This is a genomic window from Fulvimonas soli (assembly GCF_003148905.1).
GTDB lineage: Bacteria > Pseudomonadota > Gammaproteobacteria > Xanthomonadales > Rhodanobacteraceae > Fulvimonas > Fulvimonas soli.
In genome coordinates this window covers 291,120-305,906 of the sequence record NZ_QGHC01000003.1, presented here as the reverse complement: position 1 = coordinate 305,906, position 14,787 = coordinate 291,120, and the positions used below count along the sequence as shown (strand labels likewise).

Below are 14,787 nucleotides of genomic sequence, written 5' to 3'. Positions count from 1 at the left end.
GCGGCCGCTTCCTGAAGCTTGCGACAGGGACGATCGCAAAGGACTACTGAGCCATGAGTGATTTTCCACGCTGGAAGTACGCGCTGGTCGCGGTCGTGCTGCTGCTCGGCATCGTCTACGCGCTGCCGAATGCGTTCCCGCCGGTGCCGTCGGTGCAGGTGGCGGCGGTGCACGGCGCCCCGGTGGACGCCGCGCTGCAGCAGAAGGTGGCCGACGCGCTGCGCAAGCAGAACATCGCCTACCGCAACCTGGCGATCGACGGCGATCACCTGGTGGCCTCCTTCGCCAACGCCGACGTGCAGGCCAGGGCGTCCGACGTGGTCCGCGTGGCGCTGGGCGACGGCTACACCGTGGCGCTCAACCTCACCTCCACCGCGCCGCGCTGGCTCGGCGCGATCGGCGCCCGCGCCATGCCGCTGGGCCTGGACCTGCAGGGCGGCGTCAACTTCCTGATGGCGGTGGACCAGAACGCGGTGATCCAGAAGCGCCGCGACGGCTACGCGGACAACATCCGCGACCTGCTGCGCCAGAAGAACATCCGCTACGACTCGGTGGCGCCCACCGGCGACCCGTCGCAGGCGACCATCGGCGTGGTGCTGCGCTCGGCGGCCGACCGCAGCGCGGCCAGCGACGCCATCGCCAGCGAGTACGCCGACCTGCTGGTCAGCGACGGCCCCAGCACCGGCGACCGCTACGTGCTCAACGTGCAGGCGAGGCCGGACAAGCTGCGCACGCTGGCGCAGGACGCGATCACCCAGAACCTCTCCACCCTGCGCAACCGCATCAACGCGCTGGGCGTGTCCGAACCGATCATCCAGAAGCAGGGCGACAGCCAGATCGTGGTGCAGCTGGCCGGCGTGCAGAACCCGGCCGAGGCGAAGAAGACCATCGGCGCGCAGGCCACGCTGGAATACCACCCCGGCGTGATGGACCCGACCGGCGCGCTGGCGATGGAGGCGCAGCGCACCGGCATCGTGCCGCCCGACCAGCGCCTGTACCACATGCGCGGCAGCGGCCGCCCGGTGCTGGTGGGCAAGCGCGTGATCGTCACCGGCGACGAGCTGGCCGACGCCGCCTCCGGCGTGGACCAGACCACCGGCACGCCCAAGGTGGACGTCACGCTCAACGCCAGCGGCGCCAAGAAGATGCTCGACTACACCAGCGCCAACGTCGGCAAGCCGATGGCGGTGGTCTACGTCGAGCGCGTGGTCGACACCCAGATGGTGGACGGCAAGGAAGTGCGCACGCCCAAGGTCACCGAGGAGGTGATCAGCAACGCCACCGTGCAGGGCGTGTTCGGCAAGCAGTTCCAGACCACCGGCCTGGGCAGCCCGAAGGAGGCCTCCGAGCTGGCGCTGCTGCTCAAGAGCGGCTCGCTGGCCGCGCCGATGGACATCGTCTCCGAGCAGGTGATCGGCCCGAGCCTGGGCCAGGACAACATCCAGAAGGGCTTCCGCGCGGTGCTGATCGGCCTGGGCGTGGTGCTGCTGGCGGCGGCGGTCTACTACAAGCTGTTCGGCCTGGTGGCGGACATCGCGCTGTTCTTCAACCTGGTGCTGCTGCTCGCCGTGATGTCGATGATCGGCGTGACGCTGACCATGCCGGGCATCGCCGGCATCGTGCTGACGCTGGGCATGGCGATCGACGCCAACGTGCTGATCTGCGAGCGCGTGCGCGAGGAGCTGCGCAACGGCTCGACGCCGCACGCGGCGATCCGCGCCGGCTACGACAAGGCCTGGGCCACCATCCTGGACGCCAACGTCACCCACCTGATCGCCGCGCTGGCGCTGACCACGATGGGCTCGGGCCCGATCAAGGGCTTCGGCGTGACGCTGCTGATCGGCATCCTCACCTCGATGTTCACCTCGGTCACCGTGACCCACGCGATCACCGCGCTGATCCACGGCAACCGCAAGCTCAAGACGCTGTCGGTGTAACGGCGGGCACGGGACACTTCCATGGAAATCTTCAACCACAACGCCAACGTCAACTTCCTCGGCATGCGCCGCATCAGCGTCGGCATCGCCGTGCTGCTGATGCTGGCCTCGCTGGCGCTGATCTTCACCAAGGGCCTGAACTACGGCCTGGACTTCACCGGCGGCGTGTCGGTGGAGGCGGCCTACCAGCAGCCGGTGGACATCGGCCAGGTGCGCCAGGCGCTGGCCGAGCACGGCATGGAGAACGCCGTGGTGCAGAGCCTGGGCGGCACCCGCGAGGTGTCCATCCGCATGCAGCCCACCGCGGAGATGAAGGACGAGAAGGGCCTGGTCAACCTGGACAGGGTGGCCGACGTGGTGACCAAGGCGCTCAAGGCCGCGCGTCCCGACGTGACGCTGAAGAGCCGTTCCTCGGTCAGCTCGCAGGTGGGCGAGGAGCTGCGCAGCGACGGCACCATCGCCGCCCTGTTCGTGATCATCGGCATCGGCCTGTACCTGGGCATCCGCTTCGAGTGGCGCTTCGCCGCGGCGGCCATCGTCACCGAGTTCCACGACGTGCTGGTGACCCTCGGCGTGATCGCGCTGGTGCGCCGCGAGTTCGACCTCACCGTGCTGGCCTCGGTGCTGGCGGTGATCGGCTACTCGATCAACGACAAGGTGGTGGTGTTCGACCGCATCCGCGAGCTGTTCCGGCTGGCGCGCAAGGCCGAGCCGGAGGAAATCCTCAACCGCTCGATCAACAACACGCTGTCGCGCACCATCATCACCTCGCTGTTCACCGGCATCACCATGGCGGCGCTGTACTTCATCGGCGGCCCGGTGGTGCACGGCTTCGCCATCACCATGCTGATCGGCATCGTGGTGGGTACGCTGTCGTCGATCTTCATCGCCAGCCCGCTGCTGTTGTGGTTCGGGGTGTCCAAGCAGGATCTGATGCCGAAGACCAAGAACGATCCGGAACTGGCGCGGCGCCCCTGAGCGCGGCCTGCCGTTCCCGATCGCGCGAAGGCCCGGCTTGCCGGGCCTTCGCTTTTTTCGCGCGGACGATGCGGAGCCGCCCGGAATCGGAGCGCGCGGCTTGGCCGCTCGCCCGGGCCGCATCGCCGCCGGATGCCGGCCCGCGCCGGAATGACGGCCGGAGGCGTGGCGCCCGCCGTCGATCGGGGAAGGCGGCGCGCCGCTGCGCCGCGCCTCGCCGCGGCGTCCTGCCGCAGCCCGCGCCCTCTCAATTTCCGCCGCCCGGAGCCGATACATGGGGCATCGCGGGGCACCCCTGGCCCTGCCATGGAGCGGGCATGCTGGTCGTCGTCGGTTCACTGGTCGTCCTGGCGTGTGTGCTGGGCGGGTTCCTGCTGTCGCACGGGCAGCTCATGGCCCTGTGGCAGCCCTACGAGCTGATGATCATCGGCGGCGGCGCGCTGGGCGCCTTCCTCACCGCCAACCCGGCCAAGATCGTCAAGGCCGCGCTGCGCGACGCCATGGGCCTGCTGAAGGGGCCGAAATACCGCCGGCAGGACTACGTGGACCTGCTGTCGATGCTGTACGACATCTTCGGCGTGATGCGCAAGGACGGCGTGCTGGGGCTGGAGCCGCACATCGAGGACCCGCAGTCCAGCCCGGTGTTCTCCGCCTACCCGCGGCTGGTGCGCGAGCACCACCTGATCGAGTTCACCACCGACTGCCTGCGCCTGATCGTGGGCGGCAACATGAACCCGCACGAGCTGGAGCAGCTGCTGGAAGTGGAGCTGGAGACCCACCACCGCGAGGCGGAGGCGCCGGCGCTGGCGGTGACGAAGCTGGCCGACGCGCTGCCCGGCTTCGGCATCGTGGCGGCGGTGCTCGGCATCGTCACCACCATGTCGCAGCTGGACGGCGACACCTCGCGCATCGGCATGCACATCGCCGGCGCGCTGGTCGGCACCTTCCTCGGCATCCTGCTCTGCTACGGCTTCGTCGGCCCGCTCGGCGCGGCGATGGAGGCGCGCGTGCAGGAGGAGGGCAAGGCCTTCGAGTGCGTCAAGGTGGCGCTGCTGGCCAACCTGCGCGGCTACAACCCGAAGGTGGCGGTGGAGTTCGCGCGCAAGTCGCTGTCGACGCAGGTGCGGCCCAACTTCCAGGACCTGGAGGAGCACCTCAAGGACGCCGCGCGCGCCGGGGCCGCCGCGTGAGCGAGCGCGGAGGGCCGCCGCAGCAGCCGATCATCGTGCGCCGGGTCCACCGGCGCGGGCACGGCCACCACGGCGGCGCGTGGAAGGTGGCCTACGCCGACTTCGTCACCGCGATGATGGCCTTCTTCCTGGTGATGTGGCTGATCGGCGTGGGCACGCGCGAGCAGCGCGCGGCGATCTCCGAGTACTTCAGGAACCCGAGCCTGGTGCCGGGCAACGCCACGCTGGCGCCGCCCGGCCGGATGGGGCCGGGCGGCGCCAGCGACAGCGCGATCAAGCTGGGCGGCGCGATGGACCTGCCGCACGGGCCGGGCAAGGACACCCGCGGCGCGGCGGCGGCCAGCGTGGACGGCAGGACGGTCGAGAAGGAGGCGCGCCGGCAGGAGCAGGCGCGCCTGCAGGAGCTGATGCAGCAGCTCAGGGCGGCGATCCAGAACAGCCAGGCGCTGGCGCCTTTCAAGGACCAGCTGCTGCTCGACATCACGCCCGAGGGCCTGCGCATCCAGATCGTGGACAAGCTCAACCGGCCGATGTTCGACCTGGGGAGCGCGCAGCTGAAGCCCTACACCGCCGACATCCTGCGCGAGCTGGCCGGCTTCATCAACCGCGTGCCCAACCGCATCAGCATCTCCGGCCACACCGACGACGCCCCGTACAGCAGCGGCAACCGCTACGGCAACTGGGAGCTGTCGGCCGACCGCGCCAACGCGGCGCGGCGCGCGCTGCTGGACGGCGGGCTGCAGGACGCCAAGATCGCCCGCGTGGTCGGCCTGGCCGCCTCGGTGCCGTTCGACAAGGCGCACCCGGGCGACCCCATCAACCGCCGCATCAGCATCATCGTGATGACCCGGCAGGCGGAGGCGGCCGCGCTGTCGCAGGAACTGGCCGACGAGGACGCCGCCCCGCCGGCCGCCACCGCCGGGCCGGCGGCGGCATCCCCGGCGGCGCTGCCGGCGGCGTCGGCCGCCGCGGCCGCTGCGGCGCCGGGCGTGCTGGTGCACTGAACCGGGCGTTGCGCCCGCCGCCTGCGGCGGGACGGTACGCGCGGTGCGCGGGGGCGTCGCACCGCGCAGCCGCCGCGCCCGGCGCGGCCTTCAGCGCGTGGTGTAGCCGCCGTTGGCGAACAGCGTCTGCCCGGTGATCCACCAGCCGTCGGTGACCAGGAATTTCACGATCGGCGCGATGTCCCCGATGTCGGTCAGGCCCTTGCTGGAGTACTTGCTGAGCGCGGCGGCGCTGCTGTGGTAGGCCACCGAGTCGGGCGTCTCCTGGCCGTAGAAGAACGGCGTGTCCATCGGCCCCGGGCCGATCGCGTTGACCGAGATGCCGCGCTCGCCGAACTCCTTGGACGCGGCGCGGGTGTAGTGCTCCACCGGCGCCTTGCTGCCCGGGTAGACCGCGTAGAACGGCGTGTAGGCGGCCAGCAGCGAGCTGACGATGGTGACGATGCTGCCGCGGTCGGCCAGCGTGCGGCCGGCCTGCTGGATGAAGAAGAAGGCGGCCTTGGCGTTGGCCGCGAAGCTGCGGTCGTAGTCGTCCTCGGTCACTTCCAGGATCGGCTTCTTGATCACCACGCCGGCGGTGTTGACGGCGATGTCGATCTGGCCGAAGCGTTCCGCCGCGGCGTCGAACAGGCGCACGTCGTTCTCCACCACGGCCAGGTCGCCCTGGAAGGCGAAGGCGTCGGCACCGAGCTGCTTGAGCTCCTGCACGGTGCGCTCGGCCGGCGCGCGCGAGGCGTCGCTGTTGTAGTGCACCGCGATGCCGCGCGCGCCGGCCTCGGCGAACTGGCGGGCGATCAGCGCGCCCAGGTTCTTGCCGCCGCCGGCGATGACGGCGGTCTTGCCCTTGAGCGAACGGTTGGACATGGCATGGCTCCTCGAGTGTGTGCAGGGGACGGGGGCGACGGCCCGCGCCGCGCGGCGCGGCGCTGCCGTCGCCTGCCAGTGTCGGGCGGCGGATTATTTGGATAAACTGCCGCGAGGCGATCACACTTGTCGCCGTAACCGACCAATCGGGAGCGGCCATGGACCAGTTGCAGACGATCCGGATGTTCGTGCGCGTGGCCGAGACCGGCAGCTTCACCCGCGCCGCCGACCAGTTGCAGGTGCCGCGCTCGAGCGTGTCCACCGCGATCCGCCGCCTGGAGGAACACCTCGACACGCGGCTGATCCACCGCACCACCCGGCGCATGCAGCTGACCCCCGACGGCAGCGACTACCTGGACTGGTGCCGCCGCCTGCTGGACGAGATCGAGCAGGCCGAGGCGCGTTTCCGCCGCGGCGGCGGCGAGCTGCGCGGGCGCCTGCGCGTGGACGCGCCCAGCCGCATCGCGCGGCGGCTGCTGGTGCCCGCGCTGCCCGGCTTCCTCGCGCGCCATCCCGCGCTGGAACTGGAGCTGGGCAGCACCGACCGCCCGGTCGACCTGGTGGGCGAGGGCGTGGACTGCGCCATCCGGGTGGGCGAGGTGCGTTCGCCGCACCTGGTGGCGCGGCGCCTGGGCGCGCTGCGGCAGCTCAACTGCGCCAGTCCCGGCTACCTGGCCCGCCACGGCACCCCGCGCGGCGCGGCCGAGCTGCGCCGCCACCGCGTGGTGGCCTACGCCTCGCCGCTGACCGGACGGGTGGAGGACTTCGAGTACCTGGCCGAGGGCGCGCGCCGGACGCTGCGCCTGCGCAGCCAGGTCACCGTCAACAGCGCCGAGACCTATGCCGCCTGCTGCCTGGCGGGCCTGGGCATCATCCAGGTGCCCGCCTACGACGTGGCCGACGAGCTGCGCGCCGGGCGGCTGGTCGAGGTGCTGCCCGCGTGCGTGCCGCCGCCGCTGCCGCTGTGGGCGGTGTACCCCGGCCGCCGCCACCTGTCGCCGCGGGTGCGCGCCTTCGTGACATGGGTCGAGGCGCTGTTCGCGCCGCACCTGGCGCCGGCCTGAGCGCCGGCCCGAAGCGGACCGCTGCCGGCACGGCGCGGCCGGGCTGCCGCCGGGCCGCCCGCGCGGTTGTCAGGCGGCGCCCCGGCGCGCCAGTTCCGCGTCCAGCTCGGCCAGCTGCCGCGGCGTGCCCACGTTGTGCCAGCGGCCGTCGTAGCGCTCGCCGTGCAGCAGCCCCTCGCGCATCGCGCGCTGGAAGCAGGGCAGCAGCTTGAACCGGCCCGGCGGCTCGTCGCGGACCAGCTGCGGGCGGTAGACGCCGATGTTGCCGAAGGTCAGCCGCTGGCCGGGGCCGTCCTCGCGCAGGCGGCCGTCCGCGCCCAGCGCGAAGTCGCCGCCGGCATGCCAGGCGGGGTTGGGCACCATCACCAGGTGCGCCAGCCCGGCGGGCTCGGCCGGCAGCGCGGCGTAGTCGTAGTCGCTCCAGATGTCGGCGCTGATCGCCAGGAACGGCTCCGCGCCGAGCAGCGGCAGCGCGTTGCGCATGCCGCCGCCGGTTTCCAGCGGCTGCGGGCCCTCGTAGGCGTAGCGGATGCGCAGGCCCCAGCGCGCGCCGTCGCCGAGCGTGTCCGGGAACTGCTCGGCCAGGTGCGAGGTGTTGATCACCACGTAGCGCACGCCGGCGGCGGCGAGCTTCTCCAGGTGCCACGCGATCAGCGGCTTGCCGCCCGCCGGCAGCAGCGGCTTGGGCGTGCGCCCGGTGAGCGGGCGCATGCGCTCGCCCAGGCCGGCGGCGAAGAGCAGCGCGTGCCTCATGCCGCCACCCGCGTGAGGTCGCGCCCCTGCGCGTGGCGTTCGAGCAGTTCCGCCAGGCCGGCCAGCTCGGGATAGCCGCGCGCCACCTCGACCGCGTAGCGGTACACCGCCGGCACGTCCTTGAGGTAGCCCGGCTTCCCGTCGCGGTACCACAGGCGGTAGAACTGGCCCAGCACGCGCACGTGGCGATGCAGCCCGGTGAGGTCGAACCAGCGCAGGAAGCGCTCGCGCCCGACCTCCGCGCCGACGACCCCGGCGTCGCGCAGGCGCAGGCGGTGCGACTCCACCCAGCCCTCGACGCGCGCGCGCGGCCAGACGACGTAGGCGTCGCGCAGCAGCGAGGCGAGGTCGTAGGTGACGGGGCCGGCGAGCGCGCCCTGGAAGTCGATGATGCCGGGATTGTTCTCCTCGACCACCAGCAGGTTGCGGCTGTGGTAGTCGCGGTGCACGAAGCGGCGCGGCTGCTCCAGCGCGTTGCGCACGATCACGTCGAAGGCCGCCTCCAGCACGTCCCGCTCGCCGCAGTCGGGCGCGTGGCCGAGATGGCGGCCGAGGAACCACTCCGGCATCACCTCCAGCCCGCGCACCAGCAGCTCGCGGTCGAACGGCGGCAGGCCGGCGCAGTCCACCCGGGTCTGCATGACGAGCAGCGCGTCCATGGCGTCGCCGTAGAGCGCGTCCGCGTTGGCCTCGTCGAGGACGGACAGGTACAGCCGCGAGCCCAGGTCCTCGATCAGCAGGAAGCCCTGCGCCAGGTCCTGCGCCCGCACCGCCGGCACGTGCAGGCCGGCGGCGGCGAGCCGCGCGCCGATGGCCAGCCACGGGCGCGGGTCCTCCTGCGCGGGCGGCGAGTCCATCACGATCCAGCTCCTGCCGCCGTGGCGGGTGCGCCAGTAGCTGCGGAAGCTGGCGTCGGCGGAGGCCGGTTCGAGGGTGGCGTCCGGGTCGCCGAGCGTGGCACGGGTCCAGGCGAGGCGGGCGGCGGCGCGGTCGTCGGAGGCATTCATGCGGATGATGGTAAGGCATTGCATGTCCGCCTCGCGCCGTCGTTCGTGCGCGGGCAGGACATACCATGCCGGCCCGCCGGTCAGCGCCGGCGCCGGCCGGCGACCCCGCAGGTTGGCTCCGGGAGCGCGCGCACCCTGCCGTCGCCGGCGCCTGCTCCGGTGGGCCGGGCGCCACGGCGTTCACCGCGGCCGCCCGGCCCCCGGGTTCATCCTGCCCTCCTCACCACCCGGGCTGGACGTAGTAGTACCAGGCGTTGAGCTGCCCGTAGCCGGACACCGGCTCGGCCCCGAACTGCACGCCGAGCACGTACCAGCTGTCGTCCATGTGGTTGGACTGCCGGGCCCGGTTCTGGAAAGCGTGGATGGCATTCCATATGAAGGGCTGGAGGTCGCCGTCGAACGTGCTGATCGGCCGGGTGCTCACGTACGAGTAAACCGGCCACTGCATCCCGACGCCCTGGTAGGTCGAGCTCATGCTTCCGGCGTAAACGCTCCAGGTGCCGCTCACGTTCCCCAGGGTCGTCGTGCCAAGGTAGCCGCCGTTGTTCTGGAGCGGCTCCAGGCCGCCGCCACGGTCCAGCCAGACCATGATCTCGGTGAGCTTGTCGCCCGGGCCCGGATTCGGCTTGTCGCTCAGCCAGATGTCGTAGGAAACATCGAACGTGCCGTAGAGCGGGTTCGGGTCGTACTGGACCTTGCTGTAAAGCCCCGCGCTGCCGGCCTGGACCGGGAACCCGTCGCCGCCGGGCGCGTTGTGGGGCAGCCATTGGAACCAGTCCCAGCCCCGGGTTGCGTGCGGGTAGGCCTGGACGATGCCGCCATTGACCTGCCATTCGCCCCTGAAGGTCCAGCTGCCGCTGGGGCCGGCGTGGCTGCACAGGTTCACCCAGCCGCCGTTCCAGTGGGAGCCCACGCTCCAGACATCGAGATTGAGCATCTGATGGGGGTCGGCATCCGACAGCTGCGCATACGGGTTGCTGCCATTCCACGATTGGTCGCCGTAACTCACGCAATCATCGGCGTGCGCGAACGGGGCCGGCGACAGCGCGGCCACGGCAAGGCCTAGTACGGTCGTTGCTCGCCCGAGACTCTTGTGATGCCACATGCTTTCCTCCCTTGGAGCCGCAGAGATGTTTGCCCCCTGTAGACGGCGCTTCGGCTGCATGGCTTGCAGCCACCCGGATATCGTTGGTGAGTGCCTCTCGTCATCCTCCTTTCCCCGTTGGGGATCGACTACGAAATGCGATGGCCGGGCGTCGCGCCAGGTGGTGCCGCCGCATCAATGCCGCCGGATGCGGGCGGCATCGCCGGGCACGTAGGGATTGCGGTTCAGCGCGGCGAGCACGGCCCAGGCCGTCGCGGCGAGACACGGCTGGTGCCGGTACCAGGCATACGCCGAGGTGATGCGCGCCTCGGGCGTGGCGTAGAGGAAACCGCCGGGCGCGGCCTGTCGCGCGATCGACGCCAGCAGCTTCCGCGCCTCGGCCTCATGGCCAAGCCGGCGATAGGCAAGCGCGGCCTGCGCGGTGCCTTCCGTCCACGCCCCGTCGCGGTCGTCGTTGAAGTCGAAGCCGCCCGCGACGGCGTGCCGGTGCTCGGCCCAGTCCAGCGCGCGCTGCCATGCCTTCGGCGCGTCCGGCAGGAGCTGTGCCCAGAGCTGCACGTCGAGGACGGACGGCGCGCGGACCGGCGTCGCGCCGTCGGCCGAGGTGCCCATCCAGAAATGCCCGCTCGCCGCATCCCATTGGGCGTCGACGAAGCCGCGCGCGCGCTGCGCTTGCGTGGCCCAGTCGCCGCCCGGCGCGGCGATGCGATCGAGCCAGCCGAACAGCGCGGCGAGGTCGATGTTGTGCTCGGTCGATTTCCACAGCGCCTTCCTCGGCACCAGCATGAAGGATTCGACGCCGCCATCGAACCCGCCCGCGCCGCGCCCGTCGGACGCATGGTCCACCATCCAGCCGGCCAGGCGCACGGCCGCGTCGCGCCAGCGCGTCTCGCCGGTGGCGTCGTACAGGGCCAGCAGCGCCAGCGCGGTCCACGCGACGTTGCCGGACGACGTGCCGTCCTGGTAGGCCCCGGCGTACTGGCGCGCGGCTTCGACCCAGCGCTTGCGCCGCGCGTCGCGCCAGCCGTTCGGCAATGGCCTGGCGTTCCCGACGACGCCCGCGCGGTAGGCGTCGCGCAGGCGCCCGTCGTGCATCGCCGCGAGCCGCAGGGCTTCGCCGACGCGCCGGGCCTGCGCGGGTTTGCCGCATGCGAGCAGGGCGATGACGGCGACGGCGTTGTCGTAGGTGAAGGCGGCCGTGCGCAGCGACGGGTCGTCGGGCGCGCCCATGCCGCGCAGGCCATCGTAGCTGCGCAGCAGGACCGGGCGGTCGCCCGGCGACTGGTCGACGCGCGCCGCGATGGCACGGCAGCCTGCGTCCGCAAGGGCCGTGCCTTCCGTGAGGGCCTCCGCAACCGCCGTCGACGTCGCGGCCGTTCCCGCGAAGGCCGGCAGCGGCGCGCATGCGCCCAGCGCCAGGCAGGCGACGACACCGCCCAGCCGGCCGCGCCACGCCTTGCCGTGCCTGGCCGCGACAGCGCCGGTCATCGTCATCGCCAGATCCCTTCTTTCGCATGCAAGCAGCGACGGGGCACCGCCGCGCCGCCCGCCGTCGCGGCAGACGGCGGGCGGCGCGGGACGCGCCCGAACGGCGTTCCCGCCCGCGTCCCGGTCAGAAGTCCGCGCGCAGGCTGAGGTTGTAGCGGGTGTCGTCGCGGAAAAAGCCCTTGGGCACGCTCAGGCCGTCGGTGTTGACGATCTCGCGGGTCTTGAACGTCGAGTTCAGGATGTTGGCCACCTGCAGCGCCACCTTGACGTGCTGGTTGAGCGCATAGATCAGCGAGCCGTCCAGGCGGCCCTGGGAATCGGCCATGACCGGCAGGAACGGATAGTCCGCCTCCTGCCCGGTGATCAGGAACTGCGAGCGCCAGTTCCAGGCCAGCCGCGCCGACAGCGGGCCCTTTTCGTAGTAGACGGTGAAGTTGAAGGTGTCGCGGGACAGCTCGGACGGCGGCAGCTTCTTCTGGTTGATGCACTGCGTGGGCGCCACGTAGCCGGTGGGGCAGTAGTTGACCGAGCCGAACCCCAGCCCGTGCGGCTTGATGTAGGTGTAGTTCATCTGCGTGCCGAAGCCGGACAGCCAGCCGGGCAGGAAGTCGTATTTCTGCTGGTAGGCCAGCTCCACGCCGCCCACGCTGCCCTTCTGGTCCAGGTTGGCCAGGCCCGCCGTGTACTGCTCCGGGTAGGTCACGCCGTTGTTGGTGATCGAGGTGTCGACGACGCTGGTGATGTACTGGATGGTGTGGTTCAGCTGCTTCCAGAACAGCATGCCGGCCAGGGAGCCGGCGTGGCCGAAGTACCACTCCTGGGTGAGGTCGAAATTGTGCGCCGTGATGGGCTTGAGGTAGGGGTTCGCGCCGGTGTAGCCGTTCCCCACCGTCGGCTCGGTGCTGCCGTTGGTGCCGTAGGGCAGGAGCCCGCTGACCGTCTGCCCCGCCTGCAGCTGGACGAGCGTCGGCCGGTAGACCGACTTGGAGAACGCGAAACGGGTGATGAGGTCGTCGGTCCAGCCGATGGCCAGGTTGAAGCTGGGCAGCCAGTTGCCGTAGCTGTTGCTGGCCGTGATCGGGGTGTACGCGCCATTGGCGAAGGCCATGTACTGCTGCTGCTGCGCCGGCGTCAGCGCGCAGAACGTGCCCGGCTGCGGCGCCGGGCCGTTGCTGCCCGACTGGCAGTACTGCGCGATGCTCTGCCCGTTGAGGGTCTGCGCCATGTTCGGGAGTATCAGGTAGCCCGAGGCGTCGTCCTGGGTATGCACGTAGCGCAGGCCGACGTTGCCGCTGATCTGCAGGCCGCCGAGGAAATCGGTGTTGCCGTTGCCGAAATTCAGGCGCACGTAGGTGGCGTTGGTTTTCTCCTGGTTGGAGGCGATTTCCTGCGGCAGGTAGTACGTGCCCGGCACGAACACGTCGCCCGCCACGTATTGCTCGCGGTCGTAGTTGGTGTAGTAGTTGCCGACGGCCCCCGGCGTCGTGGCCAGCCACTGCTGGTTGATCCGCTTGATGGCGGCGACGGCCTGCCAGAACTGCGTGAGCGGATTCAGGTTGAAGTAGGGGGCGACGATGCCGGAATCGCCGTGGTCGAAGGCCGGCAGGTCGACGTGGTACGGGGCGACGTCGCCGGGCGTGTCGGCGGCGGTGATCGGCGCCACCCCCGGGCTCGGCGTGCTGATCGGCACGTAGTTGAACGCCGAGCTTCTCACCGTCTCGTCCTGGTCGCGGTGCCGGAAGCCGAACTGGATGTCCGCCAGGAAACCCTTGTCGACGTCGAAGCTGCCGTCCAGGCGGAAGACGCGCTGGTTGCCCCAGGAGTACCTCTGGCTGTCCTGCGCCGCCGCCCAGTAGGTGTTGGCGGGGTTGGCGAAATACTGGGCCGTCGTCTCGTCGGGATCGGGCGAAAGCAGCTGCACCGTGGGCACGTCGTTGCCGTGCAGGGCGAGATACCAGTTGGCGTTGGTCAGCTGGCGGATGTAGTAGTAGGCGTACTGGTACTGGGAGTGCGTGTCCTGCGCGTCCAGGCTCAGGTGCAGCCTGTCGCTGGCGTTCCACTTCAGGTTGAAGCTGTAGTCGTTGGTCACGTAGCGGCTCTTGTAGCCGGTGCTGTCGAACTGCGTCGGCAGGCCGCCGTACTGGGACGGATAGCTGTAGTCGCTCGGCAGCGCGGTGACGATGCCCGACTGGAACACGCCCCGCGAGTCGAACACGGGCGTGGTGCCCGCCAGCGGGATGTCGCACTGGTTGGGGTCCGACCAGGCGCAGCCGTCCGTCGAGGCCTGCAGGGTGTGCTCGTAGGTGGTCTCCGTGTCCGAGGCCCGGTCCCATTCCAGCGTGGCCTGCCAGGCCTTGTCCGGGCTTTCCCATTGCGCCGCGAGCACGTGGCCGAAGCGCCTGCTGCTCTGGTTCTGGGTGCGCAGGTCGGCGCCGATCGGCAGGTAGACGTACTGGCCCGGCGCCAGGCCGGGGTAGTTGTCGACCCGGTCCCCCGGCAGCGTGCAGCCGTTGCAGCGCCGCTGGAAGTCGACCAGGGAGATCGCGTTGTCGGCCTGGTCGATGCGGTCGTAGGCCACGTTGGCCAGGAAGCCGAAGCGGCCGGCCTCGGTGTTCCAGTTGTGGCTGAACAGGCCGGCGATCTGCGGCGTGCCGTGCTTGTCCAGGCTGCCCCAGTAGCTGCCGAGGGTGACGGCCGCCTGGGTGTCCTTGTTGCTGTCGAAGGGCTTGCGCGTATTCAGGTCGATCGAGCCGGCGATGCCGCCCTCGATCATGTCCGCAGTCTGGTTCTTGCTCACCACGACCGAGCCGATCAGCTCCGGCGACACCGTCGAGAAATTGAGCCCCTGGCCGCCGCCGGCGGAGAACACCTCGCGGCCGTTGAACAGCGTGCTGACGTAGGGCAGGCCCTGCAGGCTGATGTCCGAGCCCTGGATGGAGAAGTGGTCCGGATCGGCGGCGATGCCGAAGGCGCTGACGGCCACGCCCGGCACGCGCTGCAGGGCCTCGGTCACCGACAGGTCGGGCAGCGAGCCGGCGTCCTGCGCCGAGATCGCGTCGACCACGGTGTCCGAGTAGCGCTTGATCTCCTGCGCGCGGTTGAGGCTGGACGAGTAGCCGCTGACGGTCATGCCGCTGAGCTCCGTCACTTCCTTGCCGTCCGCCGGCGCGGACGGCTTCTTCTTGGCGGCGGGCTTCGCGTCCTGCTTGGCGGGCTGCGCGGATGGCGCGGTCCGGTCGTCCGCCTGCGGCGCGGGCGGTGCGGTCTGCGCATGCAGCTGTCCGGCGGCGAACAAGGTCATCGCGATCGCGAAGGACAGCTTGCACGGCCGGCTGGCGCTATGCACGGACGAATGCACGGATGGCTTTTTCACTTCTGTTCTCCCCGGTGTCCAGTA

General features: G+C 70.8%; 11 protein-coding genes. 5 read left to right on the top strand and 6 right to left on the bottom strand.

What is annotated here, in order from left to right; all coding sequences use genetic code 11:
- Positions 1-53: 53 nt before the first annotated feature.
- The 4 genes from secD to motB all read left to right on the top strand — a co-directional run bounded on the left by secD (position 54) and on the right by motB (position 5,109).
- Entirely contained in the window at positions 54-1,937 is a 1,884-nt protein-coding gene (gene secD / locus C7456_RS05315; RefSeq protein ID WP_109722715.1) for a protein translocase subunit SecD, read from the top strand.
- A gap of 21 nt (positions 1,938-1,958) precedes the next feature.
- Positions 1,959-2,915, top strand: coding sequence for a protein translocase subunit SecF (secF, locus tag C7456_RS05310; RefSeq protein ID WP_109722714.1), 957 nt, complete (start codon positions 1,959-1,961; stop codon positions 2,913-2,915).
- Positions 2,916-3,232: 317 nt separating this feature from the next.
- On the top strand, positions 3,233-4,105 hold the full coding sequence (gene motA, locus C7456_RS05305) for a flagellar motor stator protein MotA (protein ID WP_109722713.1): 873 nt from the start codon (positions 3,233-3,235) through the stop codon (positions 4,103-4,105).
- A complete protein-coding gene (motB, locus tag C7456_RS05300; protein ID WP_109722712.1) occupies positions 4,102-5,109 on the top strand; it encodes a flagellar motor protein MotB in 1,008 nt (335 codons plus the stop codon). The genes motA and motB overlap by 4 nt, the downstream gene beginning before the upstream one ends.
- A gap of 90 nt (positions 5,110-5,199) precedes the next feature.
- Here motB and C7456_RS05295 read toward each other — a convergent pair whose 3' ends face one another.
- The gene (locus C7456_RS05295) at positions 5,200-5,973 is read right to left on the bottom strand and encodes an SDR family oxidoreductase (protein ID WP_109722711.1); all 774 of its coding nucleotides are present in this window, start codon (positions 5,971-5,973) and stop codon (positions 5,200-5,202) included.
- Positions 5,974-6,131: 158 nt separating this feature from the next.
- Here C7456_RS05295 and C7456_RS05290 point away from each other — a divergent pair, with 158 nt between their 5' ends.
- The gene (locus C7456_RS05290; RefSeq protein ID WP_109722710.1) at positions 6,132-7,037 is read left to right on the top strand and encodes a LysR family transcriptional regulator; all 906 of its coding nucleotides are present in this window, start codon (positions 6,132-6,134) and stop codon (positions 7,035-7,037) included.
- A gap of 69 nt (positions 7,038-7,106) precedes the next feature.
- On the opposite strand, the gene murU is transcribed toward C7456_RS05290, so the two are convergent.
- The 5 genes from murU to C7456_RS05265 form a co-directional block, all read right to left on the bottom strand.
- Positions 7,107-7,790 (bottom strand): N-acetylmuramate alpha-1-phosphate uridylyltransferase MurU, encoded by a 684-nt coding sequence (gene murU / locus C7456_RS05285; RefSeq protein ID WP_109722709.1) that lies wholly within the window; start codon positions 7,788-7,790, stop codon positions 7,107-7,109.
- The gene (locus C7456_RS05280; RefSeq protein WP_109722708.1) at positions 7,787-8,797 is read right to left on the bottom strand and encodes an aminoglycoside phosphotransferase family protein; all 1,011 of its coding nucleotides are present in this window, start codon (positions 8,795-8,797) and stop codon (positions 7,787-7,789) included. Before C7456_RS05280 ends, murU begins: the two co-directional genes overlap by 4 nt.
- Positions 8,798-9,017: 220 nt before the next feature.
- Positions 9,018-9,902 carry a GH12 family glycosyl hydrolase domain-containing protein gene (locus C7456_RS05275; protein WP_170120176.1) on the bottom strand — a complete coding sequence of 295 codons (885 nt, stop codon included), beginning with the start codon at positions 9,900-9,902 and terminating at the stop codon, positions 9,018-9,020.
- A 174-nt stretch (positions 9,903-10,076) separates the two neighbouring features.
- Complete coding sequence (locus C7456_RS05270) at positions 10,077-11,396, bottom strand: hypothetical protein (RefSeq protein WP_245889779.1); 1,320 nt, start codon at positions 11,394-11,396, stop codon at positions 10,077-10,079.
- A 118-nt stretch (positions 11,397-11,514) separates the two neighbouring features.
- Positions 11,515-14,736, bottom strand: coding sequence for a TonB-dependent receptor (locus tag C7456_RS05265; protein WP_245889778.1), 3,222 nt, complete (start codon positions 14,734-14,736; stop codon positions 11,515-11,517).
- Positions 14,737-14,787 lie beyond the last annotated feature (51 nt).

Coding starts and splice junctions, on each gene's coding strand:
- secD (WP_109722715.1), top strand. CDS start 54: ATGAGTGATTTTCCACGCTGGAAGTACGCGCTGGTCGCGGTCGTGCTG.
- secF (WP_109722714.1), top strand. CDS start 1,959: ATGGAAATCTTCAACCACAACGCCAACGTCAACTTCCTCGGCATGCGC.
- motA (WP_109722713.1), top strand. CDS start 3,233: ATGCTGGTCGTCGTCGGTTCACTGGTCGTCCTGGCGTGTGTGCTGGGC.
- C7456_RS05295 (WP_109722711.1), bottom strand. CDS start 5,973: ATGTCCAACCGTTCGCTCAAGGGCAAGACCGCCGTCATCGCCGGCGGC.
- C7456_RS05290 (WP_109722710.1), top strand. CDS start 6,132: ATGGACCAGTTGCAGACGATCCGGATGTTCGTGCGCGTGGCCGAGACC.
- murU (WP_109722709.1), bottom strand. CDS start 7,790: ATGAGGCACGCGCTGCTCTTCGCCGCCGGCCTGGGCGAGCGCATGCGC.
- C7456_RS05280 (WP_109722708.1), bottom strand. CDS start 8,797: ATGAATGCCTCCGACGACCGCGCCGCCGCCCGCCTCGCCTGGACCCGT.
- C7456_RS05275 (WP_170120176.1), bottom strand. CDS start 9,902: ATGTGGCATCACAAGAGTCTCGGGCGAGCAACGACCGTACTAGGCCTT.
- C7456_RS05270 (WP_245889779.1), bottom strand. CDS start 11,396: ATGACGATGACCGGCGCTGTCGCGGCCAGGCACGGCAAGGCGTGGCGC.